This is a genomic window from Citrobacter sp. Cpo015, from assembly GCF_030333035.1.
Lineage (GTDB): Bacteria > Pseudomonadota > Gammaproteobacteria > Enterobacterales > Enterobacteriaceae > Citrobacter > Citrobacter portucalensis.
The window spans coordinates 36718-59149 of the sequence record NZ_JAOWGS010000029.1; the positions used below are offsets into that span (position 1 = coordinate 36718).

Below are 22432 nucleotides of genomic sequence, written 5' to 3' on the forward strand. Positions count from 1 at the left end.
TTTTCATACTTATCATTGTGTTAATAAAGTGTTTTGAATATTGGCACAGATGCTGCATAATATTAACCAGTGGCTCATTCACCTTCTTATGTCAGCCCCTTCGGGACGTGCTACATAAACTTCGAATGACGCACAACAAGGTGCCTGCCGTCCAACATCTGATATTAGCATTGCTCATATCAACCTCCGGGCGAAACGTCGAGTTAGGCACCGCCTTATTCCACAACAAAGCCGGGTTAATCCCGGCTTTGTTGTATCTGGCGTTCCCCTCAGTTAGCATCAATCTATTCCTGTCCATTGAGAGTAACGCCTTGAAGCGCTGGTCAGTTTTTCCCCGATCTTTACGTCAATTGGTGACGTTGGCCTTCTTGCTTATCCTGCTGCCGTTGTTAGTTCTGGCCTGGCAGGCATGGCAAAGTCTGAATGCCCTGAGCGCGCAGGCTGCGCTGACAAACCGCACCACGCTGATTGATGCCAGACGCAGCGAGGCGATGACCAACGTCGCGCTGGAGATGGAGCGCAGCTATCGGCAATACTGCGTGCTTGATGACCCAACATTGGCCAGGGTCTACCAAAGCCAGCGTAAACGCTACAGCGACATGCTGGATGCGCATGCGGGGGTGTTGCCGGATACCAAGCTCTACCAGGCGTTGCGTCAGGATCTTAACGATCTCGCGCAGTTGCAGTGTAAAAACAGTGGTCCTGACAGTGTGTCGGCTGCACGGCTGGAAGCGTTCGCCAATGCCAATACCGAGATGGTGCAAGCGACGCGTACCGTGGTCTTTTCTCGTGGGCAGCAGTTACAGCAGGAAATAGCCGAACGCGGGCAGTTTTTTGGCTGGCAGGCACTGGTGCTGTTTCTCGTCAGCCTGGCGATGGTCTTGCTGTTTACCCGCATGATTATCGGTCCGGTGAAGGGCATTGAACGGATGATCAACTGTCTGGGAGAAGGGCGCTCGCTGGGGGATAGCGTATTATTTACCGGGCCGCGGGAATTGAGATCCGTGGGGCAGCGTATCATCTGGTTAAGCGAACGCCTCTCCTGGCTTGAGTCGCAACGGCATCAGTTTTTACGCCATCTTTCCCATGAGCTGAAAACACCGCTGGCGAGCATGCGCGAAGGTACCGAATTGTTGGCCGATCAGGTGGTTGGCCCGTTAACACCGGAGCAAAAAGAGGTGGTCGGTATTCTGGATGACAGCAGCCGTAACCTGCAAAAGCTGATTGAACAACTCCTCGATTACAACCGCAAGCTGGCGGATGACGAGGTGGAACTTGAAAGTGTGGAAATCGCGCCGCTGGTGGAAAGCGTTGTTTCTGCGCATAGCCTGCCCGCTCGCGCCAAAATGATACATACTGATGTTGCGCTTGCGGTGAACACTTGCCTGGCAGAACCGATGCTGTTGATGAGCGTGCTGGACAATCTTTATTCCAATGCGGTGCACTATGGTGCTGAATCCGGTAACATTTGGATCCGCAGCAGTTTGCATGGCTCAACGGTATACATCGATGTAATGAATACCGGCACACCGATTCCAGAAGCAGAACAGACCATGATCTTCGAGCCTTTTTTCCAGGGGAGTCATCAGCGAAAAGGGGCGGTAAAAGGAAGCGGGTTGGGGCTAAGCATTGCCAGAGATTGCATCCGCCGTATGCGGGGCAAGCTGTATCTGGTTGATGACCATGCGCAAAACGTTTGTTTTCGCATAGAACTGCCGCTAGCTGCTGCGAAAAATCACTAAAATAAACCTAAGTCTGGTGAGTATGCCATACGTTGTTGTCCGAATGCTTAAACGACATTTTCTTCGTCGCGTCATCCTCGCAAGCCTGCCGTGCCTGGCGCTGGTTGGTTGTGTCCCGAACGCGGTGAATCATATTATCGGCGATCCCTCGCAGGAGAAAATTCCGCCTAATCAACTGGCGGACTACCTTGCAACCGACTGTACGGATATCTGGTCGCTGTCTGGCCAGTCTACAGAAACCAATCCGTTGTACTGGCTGCGGGCGATGGATTGCGCCAATCGCCTGATGCCGGTGCAGGCGCGTAGTGAAGCCAGCACCCTGATGGCAGATACCTGGCAGGGCGCTTTCAGGCGTGGGATCCTGCTCGATAATGCCAATATTACGCCGCCAGAAAGGCGGGAGGCTGTTACGCGCCTCGATGCGTTAAGCCCGCAAATTCCGCCACAGGTACGCCCGCTGTATCAGGTCTGGCGCAGCAGCCAAACGTTGCAGTTGCAGCTTGCCGAAGAGCGTATGCGCTACAGTAAACTCCAGCAGGCATCCGACAGCGATCTCGATACGCTGCGTCAACAGCAGCAGCATTTGCAGTCCCAGCTCGATCTCACGACCCGCAAGCTGGAGAATCTGACCGATATTGAGCGCCAGCTTTCCACGCGCAAACCTGGCGGTAACTACAATCCTGATGCGCTGCACGGGAACGATAAACTCACTACGCCTGATAACGAAGAAGGCGCAGCGCCGTCTGCCGATGAGGTTACGCCATGATAAGCCGTAAGCCCGCGCATCTGCTGCTGGTGGATGACGATCCGGGCCTGTTGAAATTACTTGGAATGCGACTGACCAGCGAAGGCTACAGCGTCGTGACCGCGGAAAGTGGGCAGGAAGGGTTACGGGTGCTGAACCGTGAAAAAGTGGATCTGGTTATTAGCGATCTGCGCATGGATGAAATGGATGGCATGCAGCTGTTTACTGAAATCCAGAAAGTACAGCCTGGAATGCCGGTGATTATCCTGACCGCTCACGGCTCCATCCCGGACGCCGTTGCGGCGACCCAGCAAGGGGTGTTCAGTTTCCTCACTAAACCAGTCGACAAGGACGCGTTATATCACGCGATTGACGGGGCGCTGGAACAGTCTGCGCCCGCCACCGATGACAGCTGGCGCGAATCTATCGTTACCCGCAGCCCGCTGATGCTACGCCTGCTGGAACAGGCGCGAATGGTGGCGCAATCGGACGTTAGCGTCTTGATCAACGGTCAAAGCGGAACCGGGAAAGAAGTTTTCGCTCAGGCTATTCACAACGCCAGCCCACGCAGCCAAAAACCTTTCATTGCCATTAACTGCGGCGCGTTGCCGGAACAACTGCTGGAATCAGAACTGTTTGGTCATGCGCGCGGTGCTTTTACCGGTGCGGTGAGCAATCGTGAAGGGCTGTTTCAGGCCGCAGAAGGAGGTACGCTGTTTCTCGATGAGATTGGCGATATGCCTGCGCCGTTACAGGTGAAACTGCTGCGCGTATTGCAGGAACGAAAAGTCAGACCGTTGGGCAGTAACCGCGATATCGACATTGATGTGCGGATCGTTTCTGCGACCCACCGCGATTTACCCAAAGCGATGGCACGGGGCGAATTTCGCGAGGATTTGTACTATCGCCTCAATGTGGTGAGCCTGAAGATCCCTGCGCTGGCCGAGCGTACGGAAGATATTCCGCTGCTGGCGAACCATCTGCTGCGCCAGTCTGCTGAACGGCACAAACCGTTCGTACGCGCCTTTTCAACCGATGCCATGAAGCGGTTAATGACCGCCAGCTGGCCGGGCAACGTGCGTCAGCTGGTCAACGTAATTGAGCAGTGCGTGGCGTTGACCTCTTCGCCGGTGATCAGCGACGCGCTGGTGGAGCAGGCGCTGGAAGGGGAAAACACCGCGCTGCCGACCTTTGTTGAGGCGCGTAACCAGTTTGAGCTCAACTATCTGCGTAAGCTGCTGCAAATCACCAAGGGCAATGTGACCCACGCGGCAAGAATGGCGGGGCGCAACCGCACCGAATTCTATAAATTGCTTTCTCGGCACGAGCTGGATGCAAACGATTTCAAAGAATAAATCTGCGGATTATGTTAGCTTTATTCGATCAAAAGACAGGCGACCTTTTCAAGGAATAGCATGAAAAAGATTGATGCGATTATTAAACCCTTCAAGCTGGACGACGTCCGCGAAGCGCTGGCAGAAGTCGGCATTACCGGTATGACTGTGACAGAAGTGAAAGGTTTTGGCCGTCAGAAAGGCCATACCGAGTTGTACCGTGGCGCGGAATATATGGTGGATTTTCTGCCGAAGGTAAAAATTGAAATTGTGGTTACCGACGACATCGTCGATACCTGCGTCGACACCATTATCCGTACTGCCCAGACCGGCAAGATCGGTGACGGTAAGATTTTTGTCTTCGACGTGGCACGCGTTATTCGTATTCGTACCGGTGAAGAAGACGACGCGGCAATCTAAGCCGCGCCGTTAATTTGTAGGCCTGATAAGCGTAGCGCATCAGGCAGAGTGATTGCCGGATGGCGGCGTAAACGCCTTATCCGGCCTACTCGCGTAACACATTACAAGACTTTGTGCGGACCGAAGCATTCGTAATGAATGTTCTCGTTTTTCACGCCCAGACCGACCAACTGCTTCGCGGCGAACTGCATGAAACCAACCGGACCGCACAGATAAAACTGCATCGCCGGATCGCTGATTGCGCTTTCCAGTTTGTTCAAATCCATCAGACCTACGCTATCAAAGGCACCTTTCGCACGATCGGCTTCGGTTGGCTCACGATACCAGGTGTGTGCGCTAAAGCGTGGCAGCGTTTTGCCGAGTTCGTTGACTTCATCAGCGAAGGCATGCACGTCACCATTTTCTGCCGCGTGGAACCAGTTAACCTGCGCCGTATGCTTCGCTTTTGCCAGCGTATCCAGCATCGCCAGCATTGGGGTTTGTCCCACGCCTGCGGAGATCAGAGATACCGGGGTGTCGGTCGCGACGTCCATAAAGAAATCGCCCGCTGGTGCGGCCAGGTGAACAACGTCGCCAACATTCGCATGGTTGTGCAGCCAGGTTGAAACCTGACCACCGTCTTCACGCTTAACCGCAATACGGTAGCCTTTGCCATCGGGTTTACGGGTCAGTGAGTACTGACGAATTTCCTGATGCGGGAAACCTTCCGGCTTTAACCAGACGCCCAGATATTGCCCCGGATGATATTCAGATACTGCGCCACCGTCGACAGGTTCAAATTCAAAGCTGGTGATAAGTGCACTGCGTGGGGTTTTTGCCACGATGCGGAAAGGACGGGTACCTTCCCAGCCGCCATTTTTATTGGCATTTTCGCTGTAAATCTGCGCTTCACGGTTGATGAAAACGTTCGCCAGCACGCCATATGCTTTGCCCCACGCATCCAGAACTTCCTGGCCTGGGCTGAACATTTCGTCCAGCGTTGCCAGTAAATGGCCACCCACGATGTTGTACTGCTCGGGTTTAATCTGGAAGCTGGTATGCTTCTGTGCGATTTTCTCAACAGCCGGCAACAGTGCCGCCAGATTTTCGATATTGCTGGCATACGCGGCAATAGCATTAAACAGCGCTTCACGCTGATCGCCATTACGCTGATTACTCATGTTGAAGATTTCTTTCAGCTCTGGGTTATGCGTAAACATGCGGTCGTAGAAATGGGCGGTCAGCTTCGGACCTGTTTCAACCAGCAGGGGAATGGTGGCTTTCACTGTAGCGATGGTTTGTGCGTCAAGCATACGGTCTTCCTTTATCTGAAACTTTAATGATGTATGTCAAATACATCTTATAAAAAATACCCCTGCATTGTAAATGGTTCTTTGTAACTTTGCGTTGTAAAGGTTACATCGTGAAAAATCTGCATCACAAACCTGAAAAGAAATCCGTTGAAATTCAGCAGACCTTTGTTCTCCAAAGCCTTGCGTACCTTGAAGGTAATCGTTTGCGTAAAATCCTTTGTCAAGACCTGTTATCGAAGAATGATTCGGTTATACTGTTCGCCGTTGTCCTACGGACCGCCTTTTAAGGCCGAAAATTTTATTGTTAGCTGAGTCAGGAGATGCGGATGTTAAAGCGTGAAATGAACATTGCCGATTATGATGCCGAACTGTGGCAGGCTATGGAGCAGGAAAAAGTACGTCAGGAAGAGCACATCGAACTGATCGCCTCCGAAAACTACACCAGCCCGCGTGTTATGCAGGCGCAGGGTTCTCAGCTGACCAACAAATATGCTGAAGGTTATCCGGGCAAGCGCTACTACGGCGGTTGCGAGTACGTTGATATCGTTGAGCAACTGGCTATCGATCGCGCAAAAGAGCTGTTTGGCGCTGACTACGCTAACGTACAACCGCACTCCGGCTCTCAGGCTAACTTTGCTGTTTACACCGCTCTGCTGCAACCGGGCGATACCGTTCTGGGTATGAACCTGGCACAAGGCGGCCACCTGACTCACGGCTCCCCGGTTAACTTCTCCGGCAAACTGTACAACATCATCCCTTACGGTATTGATGAGTCCGGCAAAATTGACTACGAAGACATGGCGAAGCAGGCCAAAGAGCACAAACCGAAGATGATCATCGGTGGCTTCTCTGCTTACTCCGGCGTTGTTGACTGGGCAAAAATGCGCGAAATCGCCGACAGCATCGGTGCATACCTGTTCGTCGATATGGCGCACGTTGCGGGTCTGATTGCCGCAGGCGTTTATCCGAACCCGGTTCCACACGCACACGTTGTGACCACCACCACCCACAAAACCCTGGCGGGTCCACGCGGTGGCCTGATCCTGGCGAAAGGCGGTGACGAAGAGCTGTACAAAAAATTGAACTCCGCTGTGTTCCCAAGCGCGCAGGGCGGCCCGCTGATGCACGTGATCGCGGCGAAAGCTGTGGCGCTGAAAGAAGCGATGGAGCCTGAGTTCAAGGTTTACCAACAGCAGGTTGCCAAAAACGCCAAAGCGATGGTGGAAGTGTTCCTGAACCGTGGCTACAAAGTGGTTTCTGGCGGTACTGAAAACCACCTGTTCCTGCTGGATCTGGTTGATAAAAACCTGACCGGTAAAGAAGCTGACGCCGCGCTGGGCCGTGCTAACATCACCGTTAACAAAAACAGCGTACCGAACGATCCGAAGAGCCCGTTTGTGACTTCCGGTATCCGTATCGGTTCTCCGGCTGTGACTCGCCGTGGCTTTAAAGAAGCTGAAGTGAAAGAGCTGGCTGGCTGGATGTGTGACGTTCTGGACAACATCAATGACGAAGCTGTTATCGAGCGCGTCAAAGGTAAAGTGCTGGATATCTGTGCACGTTTCCCGGTTTACGCGTAAGTCATACGGATTGCCTGATGGTGGTGTAAACACCTTTTCTGGCCTACAGGTAACTCACATGTAGGCCAGATAAAACGAAGTGCCATCCGGCAGTTATATTGACTTAAGCAAGATTGTTTCATCGATTAAAGCCGCCACTGGCGGCTTTTTCTTTGCCTGAATCCATTTTCTCAATAAACGTATTTCTCGGCCCTGATTCAACGTTACTGCCCCAACAATCACGCCATCCTGTAGGTTAAACCATATTGCTCTCTGCGCATCTGAATTGCCGCGTATGAGCCAGCTGTCTCCCTGCATTTCGCCAATAAACTGCAAATTATCGCGATATTGATCGGTCCAGAACCAGCCCGGCGTTGCTGCTGGCTGCGGTTGATTGAGCATCGCGGCGGCGGCAACCTGTGCCTGAAAATTGGCGTTTTCCCAGCTTTCCACGCGTACTAACGAACCGTCAGCCTGGCGTGTTATCGCTACGTCACCGGCGGCGAAAATCGCGGGATCGGAGGTGGTGCAGGCGGTATCAACGATAATGCCGTTCGCCGTCTCCAGCCCCGCTTCGCGGGCCAGCATATCGTTCGCCACGATACCGATGCCATAGATCACCGCATCAGCGGTGAGAGTTTCGCCGTTTTGTAGCGTGAGCGAGAGAGACTCTCCTGCTTCGACATGCTCTATCGCGCTGTTAAGCAATACCCGCACGCCCGCAAGTTGGTGGCGGGCTAGCAGGTAGTCGCGCGCCGGAGCAGGCGCGTTGCGGCCCATGACCGTTGGCGCCAGCTCCACCACCGTCACCTGACAGTCGCGTTGAGTCGCGCTGGCCGCCAGTTCCAGACCAATGGTGCCCGCACCGACAATGACAATCGACTTGCCCGGCAATAAATTGTCGCGCAGGCGCTCGGCATCGCCCGCGTGGCGCAGGGTGAAGCAACGATCGCCCAGCTTATCCAGTTGCGGAAGGGGGCGTGCCGCAGCGCCCGTCGCAATCAGTAGCCGATCCCATGGATAACTCTGCCCATTAGCCAGCACCAACTGATGCGTTTGGCGGCCGAGCGTCTGCACAGTAACCCCCAGATGCAGCTGTACGTTGTGTTCCCGCCACCAGTCAGCGGGGAGTATCGGCTGAAGTTGCGGATTGTCGTCCAGTAGCATCGCTTTGGAGAGCGGTGGGCGTTCATAGGGTAGATGCTGCTCATCGGAAAACAGGTGTAATTCGCCGTCAAAACCTTGTTGGCGCAGTGCAGCGGCAGCCATAGCCGCCGCCTGACCGCCGCCGACGATAGCAATAGTTTTTGGGTTCATAACGTCTCCTCAGAGATCCAGTCCGGCGGCGACGTGACGAATACCGCGAATACCCAGACCGGCGTCGGCATTGATCATCACGCCACTTAATGTGCGGTTGTTGCGTTTTGACGCCAGCATTACATACGGGCCGGTAAAATCCGCAGGCTCAGGGAAAAACTGTAGCGGCAAAATAGCGGCGATTTTTTCCGGCGTCAGCGACTGCATAATCGATGTATCGTTTTGTCCCAGCGCCTGCGGGCCGCGTAGATCTGTCGCCATACCGCACGGACCGACACCGTTAACACGTACCTTTGGTGCCAGCTCGTAGGCCAGCTGGCGAATCAGCCCGGTAGCCGCATGTTTGCTGGCGGTATACAGCGGGCCGCCGCCGCCGGGATACCACGACGCATTGGACAGGGTAAAGATGATGCTGCCTTCGCTGGCGATAAGTGCGGGAGCGCAGGCTTTCGCGCCCAGCAGATAGCCCAGGACGTTAACGTTAAACAGCTCGTGGAAGCCGCTCTCCAGCGCCTCCGCAGGCGTATTGACCAACGAGGCGTTGTGATCCCATATCCCCGCATTTCCGATAAAACAGTCCAGCGTACCGTAATGCGTCAGGATTTGATCTACCGCGCGCTGATAGTCGGCGTAGCAGGTGACGTTGCCTTCGATTGCCAGCACATGTTCGCCAAAGCGCTGACGCAGGCTGGCAACTTTAGCTGGCGACAGCTCCAGCGTGGCGACCCGCGCACCTTCTTCGATGAAACGCTCGACCAGTGCCAGACCAAGACCGGAGCCGCCGCCGGTGATAAAGACCACGTTATCGCGTAAATCGCTCATCTTGCGTCCTCTGGAATATCAACAAACACATCGCTACCGTCTACATATACCGCGTAGGTGGTGAGCGCGTCGGTGGCGGGTAGACACAACGCCTTGCCGGTTTTCAGGCAAAAACTGGCGGCATGCAGCGGGCATTCCACCGTAGCGTCGTCTTCCAGATAGCCTTCCGACATCGAGGCGTTACCGTGGCTACAGCGATCGTTAATGGCATAGAACTCGCCGCCAACGTTGAACAGCGCGATGACGGGCGAAGTATCAAGCCGGAGCGCTTCACCCTCCGGCAAATCCCCTACGGGGCAAGCATAAACACGACTCATCAGAACAGTACACTCAGGTTATGGGAGGTGATCACCGCTTGATCCAGCACGATCTCACGCTCCAGTAAGCGCCACTCATCGCCCGGCAAACGGCGCACTTTGTCTATGCGCATGCCGACGTAAAAGGTTTCATCGCGCTCTTTTTGCGCGCGATACAGCAGATAATTAAGGCGAACGGCAAAGACGTCGGGAACTCCAGTTTCACTGACCTGGCAGTTGCTGATCAGGTGCCGGGTACGCGACGGTGGCTCTTCCGCCCAGGCCATGCCGGTTTCCAGCCGCGCGATACGACGTTCGAGCTGGTCTTTGTTGTCGTTGAAAATCCAGGTGGTCGGCGGCTGCACGCCTTTGCGACGATCGCGCGTCTGGGCATTGACCGTCGTACGCATGGTGTAGCGAATGTCTTCATCCAGTTGTGCCAGCCAGTCACGAAACTTCCAGTCATCCAGCAGGCTGGCTTCATGGTAGAGAAACTGTGTAATGAGGTGGTGTAGTTCCTGAGAAACTAAGGTGCTCATTTCATCACCTCCTGCTGGTAAGCGGCGGTTTTTTCCTGCACTTCCTGCCAGCTTTCGCTGCTGAGTAAATCGGCCCAGCGCTGATACATGCCGCGCGCGGCGGTTTCCGAAAAGATGTAGTTGGTGATCCCCGGAATGCCGTCTTCACGACGTTTCTCCTGGCCAAGCCCCATTTCCAGACACAACCTGGTGTTGCGTGCGCGATGACCCTTCAGCAGTTTTTGAATTTCACACCAGTTTTCCGAGTCGTCCTGCTCCAGGAATCCGGCGGGGCCAAAGGCGCGCGTGGCGCTGTTTTCAAACGCAGCTTTCACTTCATCAGAGGCGGCTTTATCGGTAATACAGAATGCCCATACTTCAACTTGATCCGGCCCGCGCGGATGCCAGACCCTTAAGGTGGCAGTGCCGTTGAGCCAGGAAAGCGTTGGGAAAATGTTGTTGTGACCGGCCAGACGCAGGGCGCGAACTTTACCCAGACGCTGCTCGGCTTCCGCGTAGGTGTCGCGGTAATAGCTGGAGACTTCGCCGTCGACCCAGACGTTGGCATCGGGATTTTCGGTAAAGAAAAATCCGCTACCGTGCCCATCCTGACCGAACTGTAGCGCGTCTTTGGCGGTTTCCCACACCGGGCGGGCGGTTTGTCCGTCGCCCAGGCGTTTGTCGCTGCCGTCGTCTTTTGCCCCCAGTACCTGCACGGCCGAGGCATGGCTGAACAGCGCGTGATACTGGTCGCTGGCAAACTGTTCAGCGGGGAATTTCCAGTTACAATCGATGGTCCACTTTTGTACGCCACCGACGATTTCGGTGCCGCCTTCACGACGATCCAGCACACCGTCGAGATACCAGGCGATGTCGCCGAGATAATCGCGCAGCGCAGGCGCGGAGGTATCCCAGTTGCCGAAAATCAGTCCCTTGTAGCTCTCTACGCCAGGAACTTCGTTCAGACCCCAGTGCGATTTGCACAGCCCTTGCGGGTAGGCGCGCGGTTCCAGCGGGACGTCGATCAGCTCGCCGTTAATGCCGTACGACCAGCCGTGATACGGGCAGGTGAAGGCGCGGGTATTGCCGCAGTCGGCGTAGCTGACGCGCATAGCGCGGTGGCGACACTGGTTGAGAAACGCTTTGATGCTGCCGTCTTTTTGGCGAACCACCACAACTGCATCCTCGCCCATGTAGGTGTTAAAAAAATCACCGGGTTTGGGGATTTGGCTTTCGTGGGCGAGAAATAACCAGCAGCGTCCGAAGATGCGTTCCAGCTCCAGTTGGTAAATTTCAGGGTCGGTATAAATTCGTGGGGTTACGCGACCGTTTTGCGTGTCGATCAGTTGGTAGATGTCTAAATTTGAGGGTGTGGTCATATTTTTTAATCCTGAAAGCTAAGATGTATTGACCTTCTTTTTTTGTACCTTAAGGATGTTGCTGGTTAGTTATCAATCTGTGAAATAGTAAATTTCTACCAGTTGAGACATTTTTTCGATAACAAGGAGAAGGGCATGGAACTGAGGCACTTACGCTATTTCGTAGCGGTGGCGCAGGCGCTGAATTTCACCCGAGCGGCAGAAAAGCTGCATACCTCTCAGCCGTCGTTAAGCAGCCAGATCCGCGATCTGGAAACGTGCGTGGGCGTTCCGTTGCTGGTGCGGGATAAACGAAAAGTTGCGCTGACGGCGGCGGGAGAGTGCTTTTTGCAAGATGCGCTGGCGATCCTCGAACAGGCGGAAAACGCCAAAGTTCGTGCCCGTAAAACGGTGCAGGAAGATAATCATTTCGCCATCGGTTTTGTCCCTTCCGCAGAGGTAAATCTGCTGCCGAAGGTGCTACCTCTGTTTCGTTTAAAACAGCCGGATACGCACATTGAGCTGGTAAGCCTGATCACCACCGAGCAGGAAGAGAAAATCCTCAGTGGAGAGCTGGATGTGGGCTTAATGCGCCACCCGGTTTATAGCCCGGATCTCGATTATCTGGAGCTGATTCATGAGCCGTTGGTAGTGGTATTACCGGTGAATCATCCGTTAGCTAATGAGCAAGCAATCTGCGCAGAACAACTACACGGCGTGAATTTTGTCAGCACCGATCCGGCCTACTCCGGCGCGTTAGCGATGATTGTCAAAAACTGGTTTCAGCAGCAAAAAAGCCAGCCCAATATTGTGCAGGTTGCAACCAACATTCTGGTGACCATGAACCTGGTCGGCATGGGGCTGGGGGTGACTTTGATACCCGGTTATATGAATAATTTTAATACCGGACAGGTGGTTTTTCGCCCCATTGTTGGCGATGTTCCGACCATTGCCTTGCTGATGGCATGGAAAAAAGGGCCAATCAAACCGGCTTTGACCGATTTTATCGCCACGGTACATGAACGTTTAGCGGTGAGCCTGACGGAGTAATGGCTATAACTCGCTAAGCTGTGACTCGACATACAGATAGCCAATGCCCATAAGTTGCTGAGTGCGATTAAGCTGACCGAAGCTTATCTGCGTGGCTCTGGCTCGTGGGTTATCGCCGTGATCGAACGGGTTAAACCCAGTTTGCTGCACCAGCGTATTGAGCCAGCTGTCGCCAAATGCACAGCTACGCCCATACAACCATATTTGGTTAATATTCAGTATATTCAAAAAGTTATAAAGACTCAGTCCGATGGCGCTGGCGGCATTTTCGGCCCAGGCCTGAATGCGGACATCTCCGTGCTGCCAGGCCGCAATTAGCTGGTCAGTGGTGAGCGTTTCCGGATCGTAAAGGGATGTCGGCTGCGATTTCATCCACACCCGGGCCTGCTTTTTCAATGCGCTTAATGACGCTACGGTTTCCAGACAGCCATAGCGACCACAGTCACAGGCGACGCCATCGGGATGAATGATGGTATGCCCAATCTGACCGCTGCCATACAGGCTACCGCGCCAGATGTTATCGTTAATCACAAACGATGAGCCAATACCGTAATCAACGTTAATCACGCAGAAATCACCGTTGGCCGCCGGGTTTTGCCATTTTTCCGCCAGCGCCAGCATCACGCAGTCATTGTCCAGCCGGACCTGCACGCCGAGCTTCTCCTCAAGCAGATATTTTATTTCCACCGGGGTTTTCCACGGGGCCTGGGGCATGGTTTTTGATGCACCGGTTATCGGATCAACTTGACCATGAACGCCAAGCGCCAGATTAATCGTCACATCGGGAAATTCCCGACGATACTCCCGCCAGTGTGCCGCCAGGGCTGACAGCAGCGCTTTTGGCGATTCGGGGTTGATGACTTCATGCTGCCAGTCGCCTACGGCCACCAGTCGCGCGTCAGCCAGTTGACTGGTGATGCTGGTGGGGGTGACGTTGATGCACAGTGTCCAGGCGCCTTTTTCTGGCAAATGATAGCTGCCGCTGCTCAAACCGCGCTGGCTTAAGGTTTCTCGCGAATGGCTGATTCTCCCTTCATCCATCAGTTCTTCGAGGATATTGCTGACCGCCGGGATCGACAGGCTGGTGAGCTGCGCCAGCTGTGACTTGCTGAGCTGTTTTTCCCGCCACAGGTGAGACAAAAAGATCTGTTTATTCGCCTGACGGACCCTGACATTGTTGAACCCCGAACGCTGCATTCACTTAACTCCCTTAACTATATTGCGTGAGCATTGCGCATTTTAACGCCACCTAACTGCCGCAGAATAGCATCAAGTTGAATTTTTACTTTTGTTTATTGAGTGGAGAGCGGCATGTACGGTTCAGTTAAAGTCTGGCAGGAAACGATCACCCTCCCAACGTGGGCGGCGGGTGAAGAAGATGCCAACCCAATGTTTCTGGAAAAACGGGTGTATCAGGGATCTTCTGGAGCGGTTTACCCTTACGGCGTGATTGATACGCTGACCGGCAAACGTGAAATGCGCGACTATCAGGCGGTGTGGATGGAGAACGACTTCATTCGCATCATGCTGCTGCCGGAGTTAGGCGGGCGTATTCATCGAGCGTATGACAAAGTGCAGCAGCGCGACTTCGTCTACTACAACGAAGTGGTGAAACCCGCGCTGGTCGGTCTGCTTGGGCCGTGGATCTCCGGCGGTATCGAGTTTAACTGGCCGCAACATCATCGCCCGACCACCTTTATGCCGGTGGATTTTACTCAACAGCAGGGTGAGCAGGGTGAATACACCGTGTGGATGGGTGAGGTTGAACCCATGCGCGGTTTACAGGTGATGACCGGATTCACGCTGTATCCGGATCGCGCGTTGATCGAGATAACCGGGAAGGTGTTTAACGGTAACGCTACCCCGCGCCACTTCTTATGGTGGGCGAATCCGGCGGTGAAGGGCGGCGACGATCATCAGAGCGTGTTCCCTCCGGATGTGACGGCGGTATTTGACCACGGTAAGCGCGATGTCTCAGCGTTTCCAATCGCCACCGGCACATACTACAAAGTGGACTATTCGGCCGGTGTGGATATCTCACGCTACAAGAACGTACCCGTACCGACCTCCTATATGGCTGAAAAATCAGATTATGATTTTGTTGGCGCGTGGCATCACGGCGAGCGTGGTGGGTTGCTGCATGTGGCCGATCACCATGTTTCGCCGGGGAAAAAACAGTGGACCTGGGGATACGGCGACTTTGGTGTTGCCTGGGATCGTAATCTCACCGATGACAACGGTCCGTATATTGAACTGATGACCGGGGTCTTTACCGATAATCAGCCGGATTTCACCTGGCTTGCGCCGTACGAAGAGAAAGTCTTCGTGCAAAACTTCTTGCCCTACAGCGAACTGGGAATGGTGCAAAACGCCAGCACGCAGTTGGCGCTTCGTCTGGTGCGTGAGCGTAGCCAGCTTTCTGTGGGCGTTTATGCTATTGCGCCGCTACGCGATGTTCAGGTTACGCTTGCTGCGCACGGGCAGCCGTTCTATGAAAATACCCTCACCCTTGAGCCTGGACAGAGCTGGCTGGCCGATGTGTCTGACAATGGCCATGCCCGGGTGACGATGACCGTCACAAGCGTCGATGGCACTACGCTTTTGCAGTACGAAGAGCACATCGCGAAAGAATTACCGCTGCCTTCGGCGGCCGTTGCGCCAGCGCTGCCAGAAGCGCTTTCTAATACCGATGAACTCTATTTTATTGGTCAGCATCTGGAGCAGTACAACCACGCCAGCCGCTATGCCGAAGATTATTATCGCCGCGCGCTGGACGTTGATCCGCTGGACTACCGCAATAATGTGGCCCTGGGGACGCTGGCGCTAAACCGCGCCGACTGGGCGCTGGCGGCACAATGTGCTGGCAAGGCGCTGGAGCGGGCGCATAAGCTCAATAAAAATCCGCGTGATGGTGAGGCAAGTATGCTGCTGGCCGCCGCACAGGAACGTCAGGGCGATGATGACAGCGCGTGGGATAATTATTATAAGGCCAGCTGGAGCGGCAACTGCCGGGATGCGGCTTTCTGGTCGTTAGCGCGTCTGGCGATGAAGCGTCAGGACTACGCTGGCGCATTGGAAAAGGTCGAGCAGAGCCTGCGCTTTAACGGCAGTAATAACCTGGCAATGGGGCTGAAAGCGCTGGCGCTGGCAAAGCTTGATCGCAATGCGCAAGCGCTGGACTACATTCGCCAACAGCTGGTGGATTATCCGCTGAGCTATACCCTGCACTATGCGCGCTGGGCTATCTGCCAGGACGAGGCGACGGCGCAAGCTCTGATCTCAATTACCGGGCGGCGCGGGACCAACGCGTGTGAACTGGCAGGCTGGCTGACTTCTTTGGGGCAAAAGGATGCTGCCCGTAGCGTGCTGGAACTGCTCGACAGCCAGGAAACGCTGCCGATGCTGTGGCGCGCTTCGCTGAGCGATAATCCACAACCGTTCATTGAACGTGCTCGTGAGTGTCTGCAAAACCGCGTGCGCTTCCCCAATACGCTGGATGAAGTGCAGATGCTGCAAACTCTTGAGCAAAGTGCTTTTGCCCGCTATTTCCTCGGCTGCTTCTGGTACAGCAAACGGCGTTATGTCGAGGCGGTTTCCTGCTGGCAGTTCACGCTTGCGCAGGAAGCGGATTTCGCACCGGTACACCGTTTACTGGGAATCTATGCCTGGAACAAACTGCACGATGCACAGCAGGCGATGCAGTATTTGTCGCAGGCCGTGGCGCTGGAACCACAGAATGCTCGCTTCCTGTTTGAACTCGACTATCTCAAGAAGTTAATGGCACAACCCGCTGAGCAGCGTCTGCAGCGACTGGAAGCCAGTAAAGAGATTGTCTTCCATCGAGACGATCTGACGGTGGAACTGCTCAGCTTGTGGAATGGGGTGGGGCGCTACGACGATGCCGCCGCAGTGTTACGTGAACGCGTGTTCCATCCGTGGGAAGGTGGTGAAGGTAAAGCCACCGGGCAATATCTGCTGAATCAGATGCATCGTGCCCTTGCTGCCGTTCAGTCCGGCGACCTGCAAACCGCCATCGCGCAGCTGCAACAGGCGTTGCACTACCCACAAAACCTCGGGGAGGGGCGTCTGCCTGGGCAAACGGATAATGACATCTGGTATTTGTTGGGGCATTGCGCGCAGCTGCAAGGCCATTTCGAAGAATCTCAGCGCTACTTCTCCCGTGCGACGCGCGGCGGCAGCTCACTGGATGCCGGACGTTACTACAACGACCAGCCAGTGGACTATCTCTTCTGGCAGGGTATGGCGCAGAGAAAACTTGGCGATGACGCAGAGGCGGACGCTCTGTTCAATAGCTTCCTGCAATGGAGCGAGTCGCATCACGACAACGTGCCGGATGTCGATTTCTTTGCCGTATCGCTACCCGACCTGGTGGTGCTGGATACCTCAGCACAAGCAAAACACCAGCAACACTGCCTGTTTATCAATGCGCTCGGGCATCTGGGGCTGGGAAATAGCGCCGCCTGTCAGCGCGGACTTGATGAACTCCTGCAACTCAATCCGGCACATGACAAGGCATTACTGCTGCGTCACGCCATTAACGTAAGGCTTTTCCAGTAACACCCGAAACGGGTGGGGGTAACCTCACCCGAAACCTACTGTACCCTGCGTTTCCCTGAAAGAGGAATCATAATGAATAACGCGCAGACACATTTAAAGATTGGTTACGTCTGGACTATCTGCCTGGTTGCGGCCTGCGGAGGTTTACTGTTTGGCTATGGCTGGGTGGTGATCGGCGGGGCAAAACCCTTCTATGAAGCATATTTCTCGATTACCGATCCGGCACAATCCGGCTGGGCGATGAGTTCCGCGCTGGTTGGTTGTATCTTTGGCGCGCTGATTTCCGGCTGGTGCGCCGATAAATTTGGCCGAAAAATGCCGCTGATTCTCTCAGCGATCCTCTTTAGCGCTTCCGCCTGGGGAACTGCCGTCGCCAGTAACTTCGATATGTTTATTGTTTATCGCATCGTTGGCGGCGTGGGGATTGGTCTGGCGTCTGCGCTAAGCCCACTGTATATCGCCGAGGTTAGCCCCGCTGAAAAGCGTGGTCGCTTTGTGGCCGTTAACCAGCTCACCATCGTCATTGGCGTGCTGGCGGCGCAGCTTATCAACCTGATGATTGCCGAACCTGTCGCCACAGGCGCTACGCAGCAGGCAATTGTTGAAAGCTGGAACGGTCAGACGGGCTGGCGCTGGATGTTTGGCGCAGAATTAGTGCCCGCGGTAATTTTCCTGGTGCTGATGTTCTTTGTTCCTGAATCGCCGCGTTGGCTGGTGAAAGCGGGGAAAGCCGATCGTGCGCGTGCCATGCTGCAGCGCATTGGTTCGGCGGAATATGCCGGGCAAACGCTGAAAGAGATTGAACATACGCTGCAAAAAGATAATCACAAGGTCGCGTGGTCAACGCTGTTACAACCACAGATCAAACCGATCGTGATTATTGGCATGGTGCTGGCAGTGTTTCAGCAGTGGTGTGGGATCAACGTTATTTTCAACTATGCGCAGGAGATCTTCGCCTCTGCCGGATTCGACATCAACGGTACGTTAAAATCGATCGTAGCGACCGGGATCATCAATCTGGTCTTTACCCTTGCCGCTCTGCCGTTAGTGGACAAAATTGGGCGTCGTAAACTGATGCTGTTTGGTGCATCAGGGCTGACGGTTATCTACGTACTCATTGCCGGGGCATACGGGTTGGGCATTCTGGGCTGGCCGGTTTTGGTTCTGGTGCTGGCGGCGATTGCCATTTACGCCCTGACGCTGGCTCCGGTGACCTGGGTACTGCTGTCTGAAATTTTCCCTAACCGCGTTCGTGGGTTGGCGATGTCGCTGGGGACGCTGGCGCTGTGGATTGCCTGCTTCCTGCTGACCTATACCTTCCCACTGCTGAATGCGAGTCTGGGCGCGTCGGGAAGCTTCCTGCTGTACGGTGTGATTTGCGCGATGGGCTTCATATATGTTCTGCGTAATGTGCCGGAAACCAAAGGTGTGACGCTGGAAGCGCTGGAAGAACAGCTTGCGGCGCAACATATAAAAGCTGGCGCATCAGCCCAGCAACGAAGCGCCCGATAATGGATGGTCTGCTGACGCTACAAAACGCACATCTGCGGATGTGCGTAGACTCGCAGGGCGGCTCGCTATTAAGTCTGATTTCGTTACAACATCAACAGGCCATTTTACGCGAAGGTCATGGTCAGCAACCCGGTGATTGCGGCCTGTTCCCGATGCTGCCGGTCGCGAATCGGGTGGCGGGAAATCGTTTTATGCTGCGCGGTGAAGAGGTGGTTTTACCTCAACATGGCGCAGATGACACCTTTTTCCTGCACGGTGACGGCTGGCTGCAACGCTGGCAGGTTATCACTGTCACCCAAAGCGGTTGTTTGCTGCAGTTGCGCAGTTGGCATCCCTGCGGCTATGACTATACGGCGCAGCTTTGCTATCAACTGGAAACCTCGAGCCTGCACGCCTCGTTGACGCTCACTCATTGCGGTGAGCAGCCAATGATTTACGGCTGCGGGTTCCATCCGTTTTTCGCCTTTGATAAGCGCAGTACTGCGCAGTTCACCGCCAGCGGCTACTGGCCGGAGGGGGAGCAGCATCTGCCGCTGGAATGGCAACGTGATATCCCTTCAGCGGCTGATTTCATGCATGCGCAATACGGTGAGGATAGCTGGCTGAATGTCGGATATTCTGGCTGGAGCGGGCGGGCCGTTATTCATCGGGATGTGATGAAAGTCACGATTTTAGCGCAAACTCCGTGGTTGATGCTGTTCAGAATGTCGGGTGAGGAGTTCCTGTGTCTGGAGCCGCAAACGCATCCGGTGAATGCCCACAACATGCAGGGGCAGCCGGGATTGCAGGTTTTAGCCCAGGGAGAACGCTGCCATTTTGCGATGCAAATTAGTGTCGAATAGGGCAAAAATCATGTTATCTGCCTGTTAATGCTCTCTTGCGCCAGCCTGCGTTTGTCGCCAGACTATCGCCTCCAAATGGGAGGGATTCATGGCTTTGCATTCCACGCGCTGGCTGGCGCTCGGTTATTTCACCTACTTCTTTAGCTACGGTATCTTTCTGCCATTCTGGAGCGTCTGGCTCGAAGGGTTAGGGCTGACGCCGGAAACCATCGGTTTACTGCTGGGCGCGGGGCTGATTGCCCGTTTTCTCGGTAGTTTGCTGATTGCGCCGCGTGTGAGCGATCCCTCTCGGCTGATCTCAGCGTTACGTATTCTGGCCCTGTTGACGCTGGTGTTTGCGCTGGCCTTCTGGGCGGGAACCAACGTGGCGTGGCTGATGGTGGTGATGGTCGGCTTCAACCTGTTTTTCTCACCGCTGGTACCGCTGACCGATGCGCTGGCCAACACCTGGCAGAAACAGATAACCATGGATTACGGTCGGGTGCGACTGTGGGGATCCGTGGCTTTTGTGATCGGCTCCGCGCTAACCGGCAAACTGGTGGGCCTGTTTGACTATCGGGTGATCCTGGTCCTGCTATCGCTTGGCGTCGCCTCGATGCTGCTGGGCATGATGATTCGCCCGAGCGTGCAGCCAGCGGGTGAAAACCGTCAGCAGGAGAGTGCGGGATGGCCCGCCTGGCGCGCGCTGATAACCCAGAGCTGGCGTTTTCTTGCTTGCGTGAGTCTGCTACAGGGGGCGCATGCTGCGTATTATGGTTTCAGCGCCATCTATTGGCAGTCTGCCGGATATTCCGCTTCGGCGGTGGGCTATTTATGGTCACTAGGTGTGGTGGCGGAGGTGATTATTTTCGCACTTAGCCACAAGCTGTTCCGTCGCTTCAGCGCCCGCGATCTGCTGCTGCTTTCCGCCATTTGCGGGGTGGTGCGTTGGGGATTGATGGGCTGGAGCACCGAGCTGCCGTGGCTGATCGTGGTGCAAATCCTCCATTGCGGAACCTTTACCGTCTGCCACCTGGCGGCAATGCGTTATATCGCGGCACGCCAGGGGAGCGAAGTTATTCGTTTGCAGGCGGTGTATTCCGCGATAGCGATGGGCGGCAGTATCGCCATCATGACCGTATTCGCGGGCTATCTGTACCAGAATCTGGGCAGCGGCGTGTTCTGGGTGATGGCGCTGGTGGCGCTCCCGGCAATCGTTCTGCGCCCGAAGGTGGTCGCGCAGCCTGCAACGTTATGATTCGAGGATTTTGCGGATCTGCTGCTGCTGATGCGGCGTAAGCGCCAGATCCGCATGAATCAACGGGGGTGAAAATAGCGGTAACGGCGTGGTGTACGGCGTAATAATCAGCGTTACGCCGCGCGGGGCACCCTCTTTTTGAAAGTCCTGCATCGGCATATGTTTTACGTTGAGCGGCAGCAGCGTCAGTTCGCGCAGCTGTTGCTCTATATGTACTTCAAGTTGTTCGTTACTACCGGTCAGCAGGATAATCTGCTTTTCGTGTAAATCCTTCTCCTGCATCAGCCAGGCGCCAAAAATAACGGCCACCAGCCCGATCTCTTCTTCGGAAAATTGCACATCGTATTCGGCCTCGAAGCCGTGAATCGCCTCGCGGGTAGTACGGACCAGCCGGGGATAAAGGCGGCTGAACTCCTCCGGCAGCGTGTTATCAATGCCGATGGCAAACACGCTGCGGTTCAGTGCCTGAGCCAGGTGGATATACAACTGGTCATTCAGCCCTTGCTCATCGCTGAAGCGCACATTGCCATACTCGCGAAAACGCAGCACCAGCCGCGCAATAGCAAGGCGCAGGCGGCGATCCTGCTGGTGATTATCGCGAATCGGGTCGGGGATACGAAGCATTGAGAACAGCAACGCCATAAACAGCGATTCGCCCAGCGGTGCACTCTGCATGACGTGGCGCTGCCAGTGACGGCCAATTTCCTCGGCGAGCGGATATTCCGCGCAGGATTGCGCCCAGCGTTGCTGGAGTGGGTTAAATTCCGGGGTGATCCCCGCGTGATGCTGTAGCAGGCAGTACTGTAAATACAGGCGCAGGAACTGGATGTCACGACACTCAAACGGCTTCTGCAAGCGCCGGGAGCACAGATTAATGAGCGCATGCAGATTGGTGTCGTCATACAGCGTACGTGCGATCCCCCGTTGTTTTAGTTCTGCTTTTAACGCCGGGGTAAACTGCTGGGCGATAAAGGCAGGGCAAATCCGCAGGCCACGGCGCAGCCACTGCAACAGACACAGACGCTGATTTAGCGGGGTTCCTTCGATCGTATAGCCACCATTCTGCGCGGTGGCTATCGCGAGCCGGTGATAGCGCTGGATTTCGAGTCCTGCGCCAATAATATCTTCCTGAACCGTGGCATCATCGACACCGTTGAGGCTGCTGAAGGTTTGTGTAGTAGCGATTTGCCCCGGCAGGAAAAGCGTCAGCAGCACCTGGCAACGGCGCTGGGGAGCGGAAAGTACAGATGGTGGGGCAAGCGTTGACATCATCTGTAGATTCTCCCGTGAGTATGTTTGATAAGAATAGCTAAAGTTTGCTCATAGATTTGAGGAATGGAAAGCTTTACGCCAGGAATGCTGGGGAGCGTCACAGAATTTTTAACGTGCGGAACAGATAGCGGTAGTGGAACGCAGCGCGTTAATCCGCTTTTTCACTGTTTTATCTTTTGGTTAGATATAAATAAACCGGCAGGTTGCGCAATGACGTACTGTTAATGCTCCTGTATCAACATATGTTGGCGGAGCATAATGAATATGTTTTCTCCGAGAAAAGGTTCCGTTCACCTTATGTTCATCGCTTCTCTGTACACTGAACGCCAGTGAACGTGTTAAGGGTGCTATCGCCGCACCCTTAACAATCCCGGCTCCCGGCGGGAAAATTGCCGCTCCGCGGTTCCCTCCGCTTATTCCTCCAGGCTACCGGGTCGGGCGCGATGTAACGTCCCTGTAAAGCGCGCCCTGAGCCAGCATCCATGCTGGCTCTCCCGGCCTTACGGAAACACGTCGGCAATTTTCAGCCGGACCAGCC

At 54.8% G+C, this 22432-nt stretch carries 18 protein-coding genes; 10 read left to right on the plus strand and 8 right to left on the minus strand.

Annotation, left to right across the window (positions count from 1 at the left end):
* The first annotated feature begins 311 nt into the window (after positions 1-311).
* Genes qseE through glnB form a run of 4 tightly spaced genes read left to right on the plus strand, consistent with a single transcriptional unit; the run spans position 312 to position 4241 of the window.
* Positions 312-1742: a two component system sensor histidine kinase QseE/GlrK gene (qseE, locus tag OGY67_RS10745; protein ID WP_103286014.1), complete on the plus strand. Its 1431-nt coding sequence runs from the start codon at positions 312-314 to the stop codon at positions 1740-1742.
* Between the two features lie 22 nt (positions 1743-1764).
* Positions 1765-2508 (plus strand): two-component system QseEF-associated lipoprotein QseG, encoded by a 744-nt coding sequence (qseG, locus tag OGY67_RS10750; RefSeq protein WP_032944248.1) that lies wholly within the window; start codon positions 1765-1767, stop codon positions 2506-2508.
* Positions 2508-3842, plus strand: a complete 1335-nt coding sequence (glrR, locus tag OGY67_RS10755; RefSeq protein ID WP_304502732.1) for a two-component system response regulator GlrR — start codon at positions 2508-2510, stop codon at positions 3840-3842. Before qseG ends, glrR begins: the two co-directional genes overlap by 1 nt.
* Before the next feature lie 60 nt (positions 3843-3902).
* Positions 3903-4241: a nitrogen regulatory protein P-II gene (gene glnB / locus OGY67_RS10760; RefSeq protein ID WP_002914032.1), complete on the plus strand. Its 339-nt coding sequence runs from the start codon at positions 3903-3905 to the stop codon at positions 4239-4241.
* A gap of 101 nt (positions 4242-4342) precedes the next feature.
* Here the strand turns inward: glnB and hmpA are convergent, their stop codons facing one another.
* Positions 4343-5533, minus strand: coding sequence for an NO-inducible flavohemoprotein (gene hmpA / locus OGY67_RS10765; RefSeq protein WP_286573945.1), 1191 nt, complete (start codon positions 5531-5533; stop codon positions 4343-4345).
* A gap of 326 nt (positions 5534-5859) precedes the next feature.
* Here hmpA and glyA point away from each other — a divergent pair, with 326 nt between their 5' ends.
* Positions 5860-7113 carry a serine hydroxymethyltransferase gene (gene glyA / locus OGY67_RS10770; protein ID WP_003835277.1) on the plus strand — a complete coding sequence of 418 codons (1254 nt, stop codon included), beginning with the start codon at positions 5860-5862 and terminating at the stop codon, positions 7111-7113.
* A gap of 93 nt (positions 7114-7206) precedes the next feature.
* On the opposite strand, the gene hcaD is transcribed toward glyA, so the two are convergent.
* From hcaD to hcaE, 5 genes are read right to left on the minus strand one after another with little or no spacing between them, the layout of a single operon-like run.
* On the minus strand, positions 7207-8409 hold the full coding sequence (hcaD, locus tag OGY67_RS10775; RefSeq protein ID WP_286573946.1) for a phenylpropionate dioxygenase ferredoxin reductase subunit: 1203 nt from the start codon (positions 8407-8409) through the stop codon (positions 7207-7209).
* Between the two features lie 9 nt (positions 8410-8418).
* Entirely contained in the window at positions 8419-9231 is an 813-nt protein-coding gene (hcaB, locus tag OGY67_RS10780) for a 3-phenylpropionate-dihydrodiol/cinnamic acid-dihydrodiol dehydrogenase (RefSeq protein ID WP_111465244.1), read from the minus strand.
* Positions 9228-9548 carry a 3-phenylpropionate/cinnamic acid dioxygenase ferredoxin subunit gene (gene hcaC / locus OGY67_RS10785; RefSeq protein WP_032944244.1) on the minus strand — a complete coding sequence of 107 codons (321 nt, stop codon included), beginning with the start codon at positions 9546-9548 and terminating at the stop codon, positions 9228-9230. Before hcaC ends, hcaB begins: the two co-directional genes overlap by 4 nt.
* A complete protein-coding gene (gene hcaF, locus OGY67_RS10790; RefSeq protein ID WP_128611200.1) occupies positions 9548-10066 on the minus strand; it encodes a 3-phenylpropionate/cinnamic acid dioxygenase subunit beta in 519 nt (172 codons plus the stop codon). The genes hcaC and hcaF overlap by 1 nt, the downstream gene beginning before the upstream one ends.
* A complete protein-coding gene (gene hcaE, locus OGY67_RS10795) occupies positions 10063-11424 on the minus strand; it encodes a 3-phenylpropionate/cinnamic acid dioxygenase subunit alpha (RefSeq protein ID WP_063941929.1) in 1362 nt (453 codons plus the stop codon). The genes hcaF and hcaE overlap by 4 nt, the downstream gene beginning before the upstream one ends.
* A gap of 135 nt (positions 11425-11559) precedes the next feature.
* Here hcaE and hcaR point away from each other — a divergent pair, with 135 nt between their 5' ends.
* Entirely contained in the window at positions 11560-12453 is an 894-nt protein-coding gene (gene hcaR, locus OGY67_RS10800) for a DNA-binding transcriptional regulator HcaR (RefSeq protein ID WP_286573947.1), read from the plus strand.
* 3 nt (positions 12454-12456) lie between these two features.
* Here hcaR and OGY67_RS10805 read toward each other — a convergent pair whose 3' ends face one another.
* On the minus strand, positions 12457-13650 hold the full coding sequence (locus OGY67_RS10805; protein WP_286573948.1) for an ROK family transcriptional regulator: 1194 nt from the start codon (positions 13648-13650) through the stop codon (positions 12457-12459).
* 114 nt (positions 13651-13764) lie between these two features.
* Here OGY67_RS10805 and OGY67_RS10810 point away from each other — a divergent pair, with 114 nt between their 5' ends.
* From OGY67_RS10810 to OGY67_RS10825, 4 genes are all read left to right on the plus strand, one after another.
* Positions 13765-17031: a DUF5107 domain-containing protein gene (locus OGY67_RS10810; RefSeq protein WP_286573949.1), complete on the plus strand. Its 3267-nt coding sequence runs from the start codon at positions 13765-13767 to the stop codon at positions 17029-17031.
* A 72-nt stretch (positions 17032-17103) separates the two neighbouring features.
* The gene (locus OGY67_RS10815) at positions 17104-18543 is read left to right on the plus strand and encodes a sugar porter family MFS transporter (protein ID WP_286573950.1); all 1440 of its coding nucleotides are present in this window, start codon (positions 17104-17106) and stop codon (positions 18541-18543) included.
* Positions 18543-19385, plus strand: a complete 843-nt coding sequence (locus OGY67_RS10820) for an aldose 1-epimerase (protein WP_286573951.1) — start codon at positions 18543-18545, stop codon at positions 19383-19385. The genes OGY67_RS10815 and OGY67_RS10820 overlap by 1 nt, the downstream gene beginning before the upstream one ends.
* An 88-nt stretch (positions 19386-19473) precedes the next feature.
* Positions 19474-20622: a 3-phenylpropionate MFS transporter gene (locus tag OGY67_RS10825; protein ID WP_286573952.1), complete on the plus strand. Its 1149-nt coding sequence runs from the start codon at positions 19474-19476 to the stop codon at positions 20620-20622.
* On the opposite strand, the gene csiE is transcribed toward OGY67_RS10825, so the two are convergent.
* Positions 20617-21894, minus strand: coding sequence for a stationary phase inducible protein CsiE (csiE, locus tag OGY67_RS10830; RefSeq protein WP_032944230.1), 1278 nt, complete (start codon positions 21892-21894; stop codon positions 20617-20619). The two genes, OGY67_RS10825 and csiE, sit on opposite strands and share 6 nt — an antisense overlap.
* Between the last annotated feature and the right edge of the window lie 538 nt (positions 21895-22432).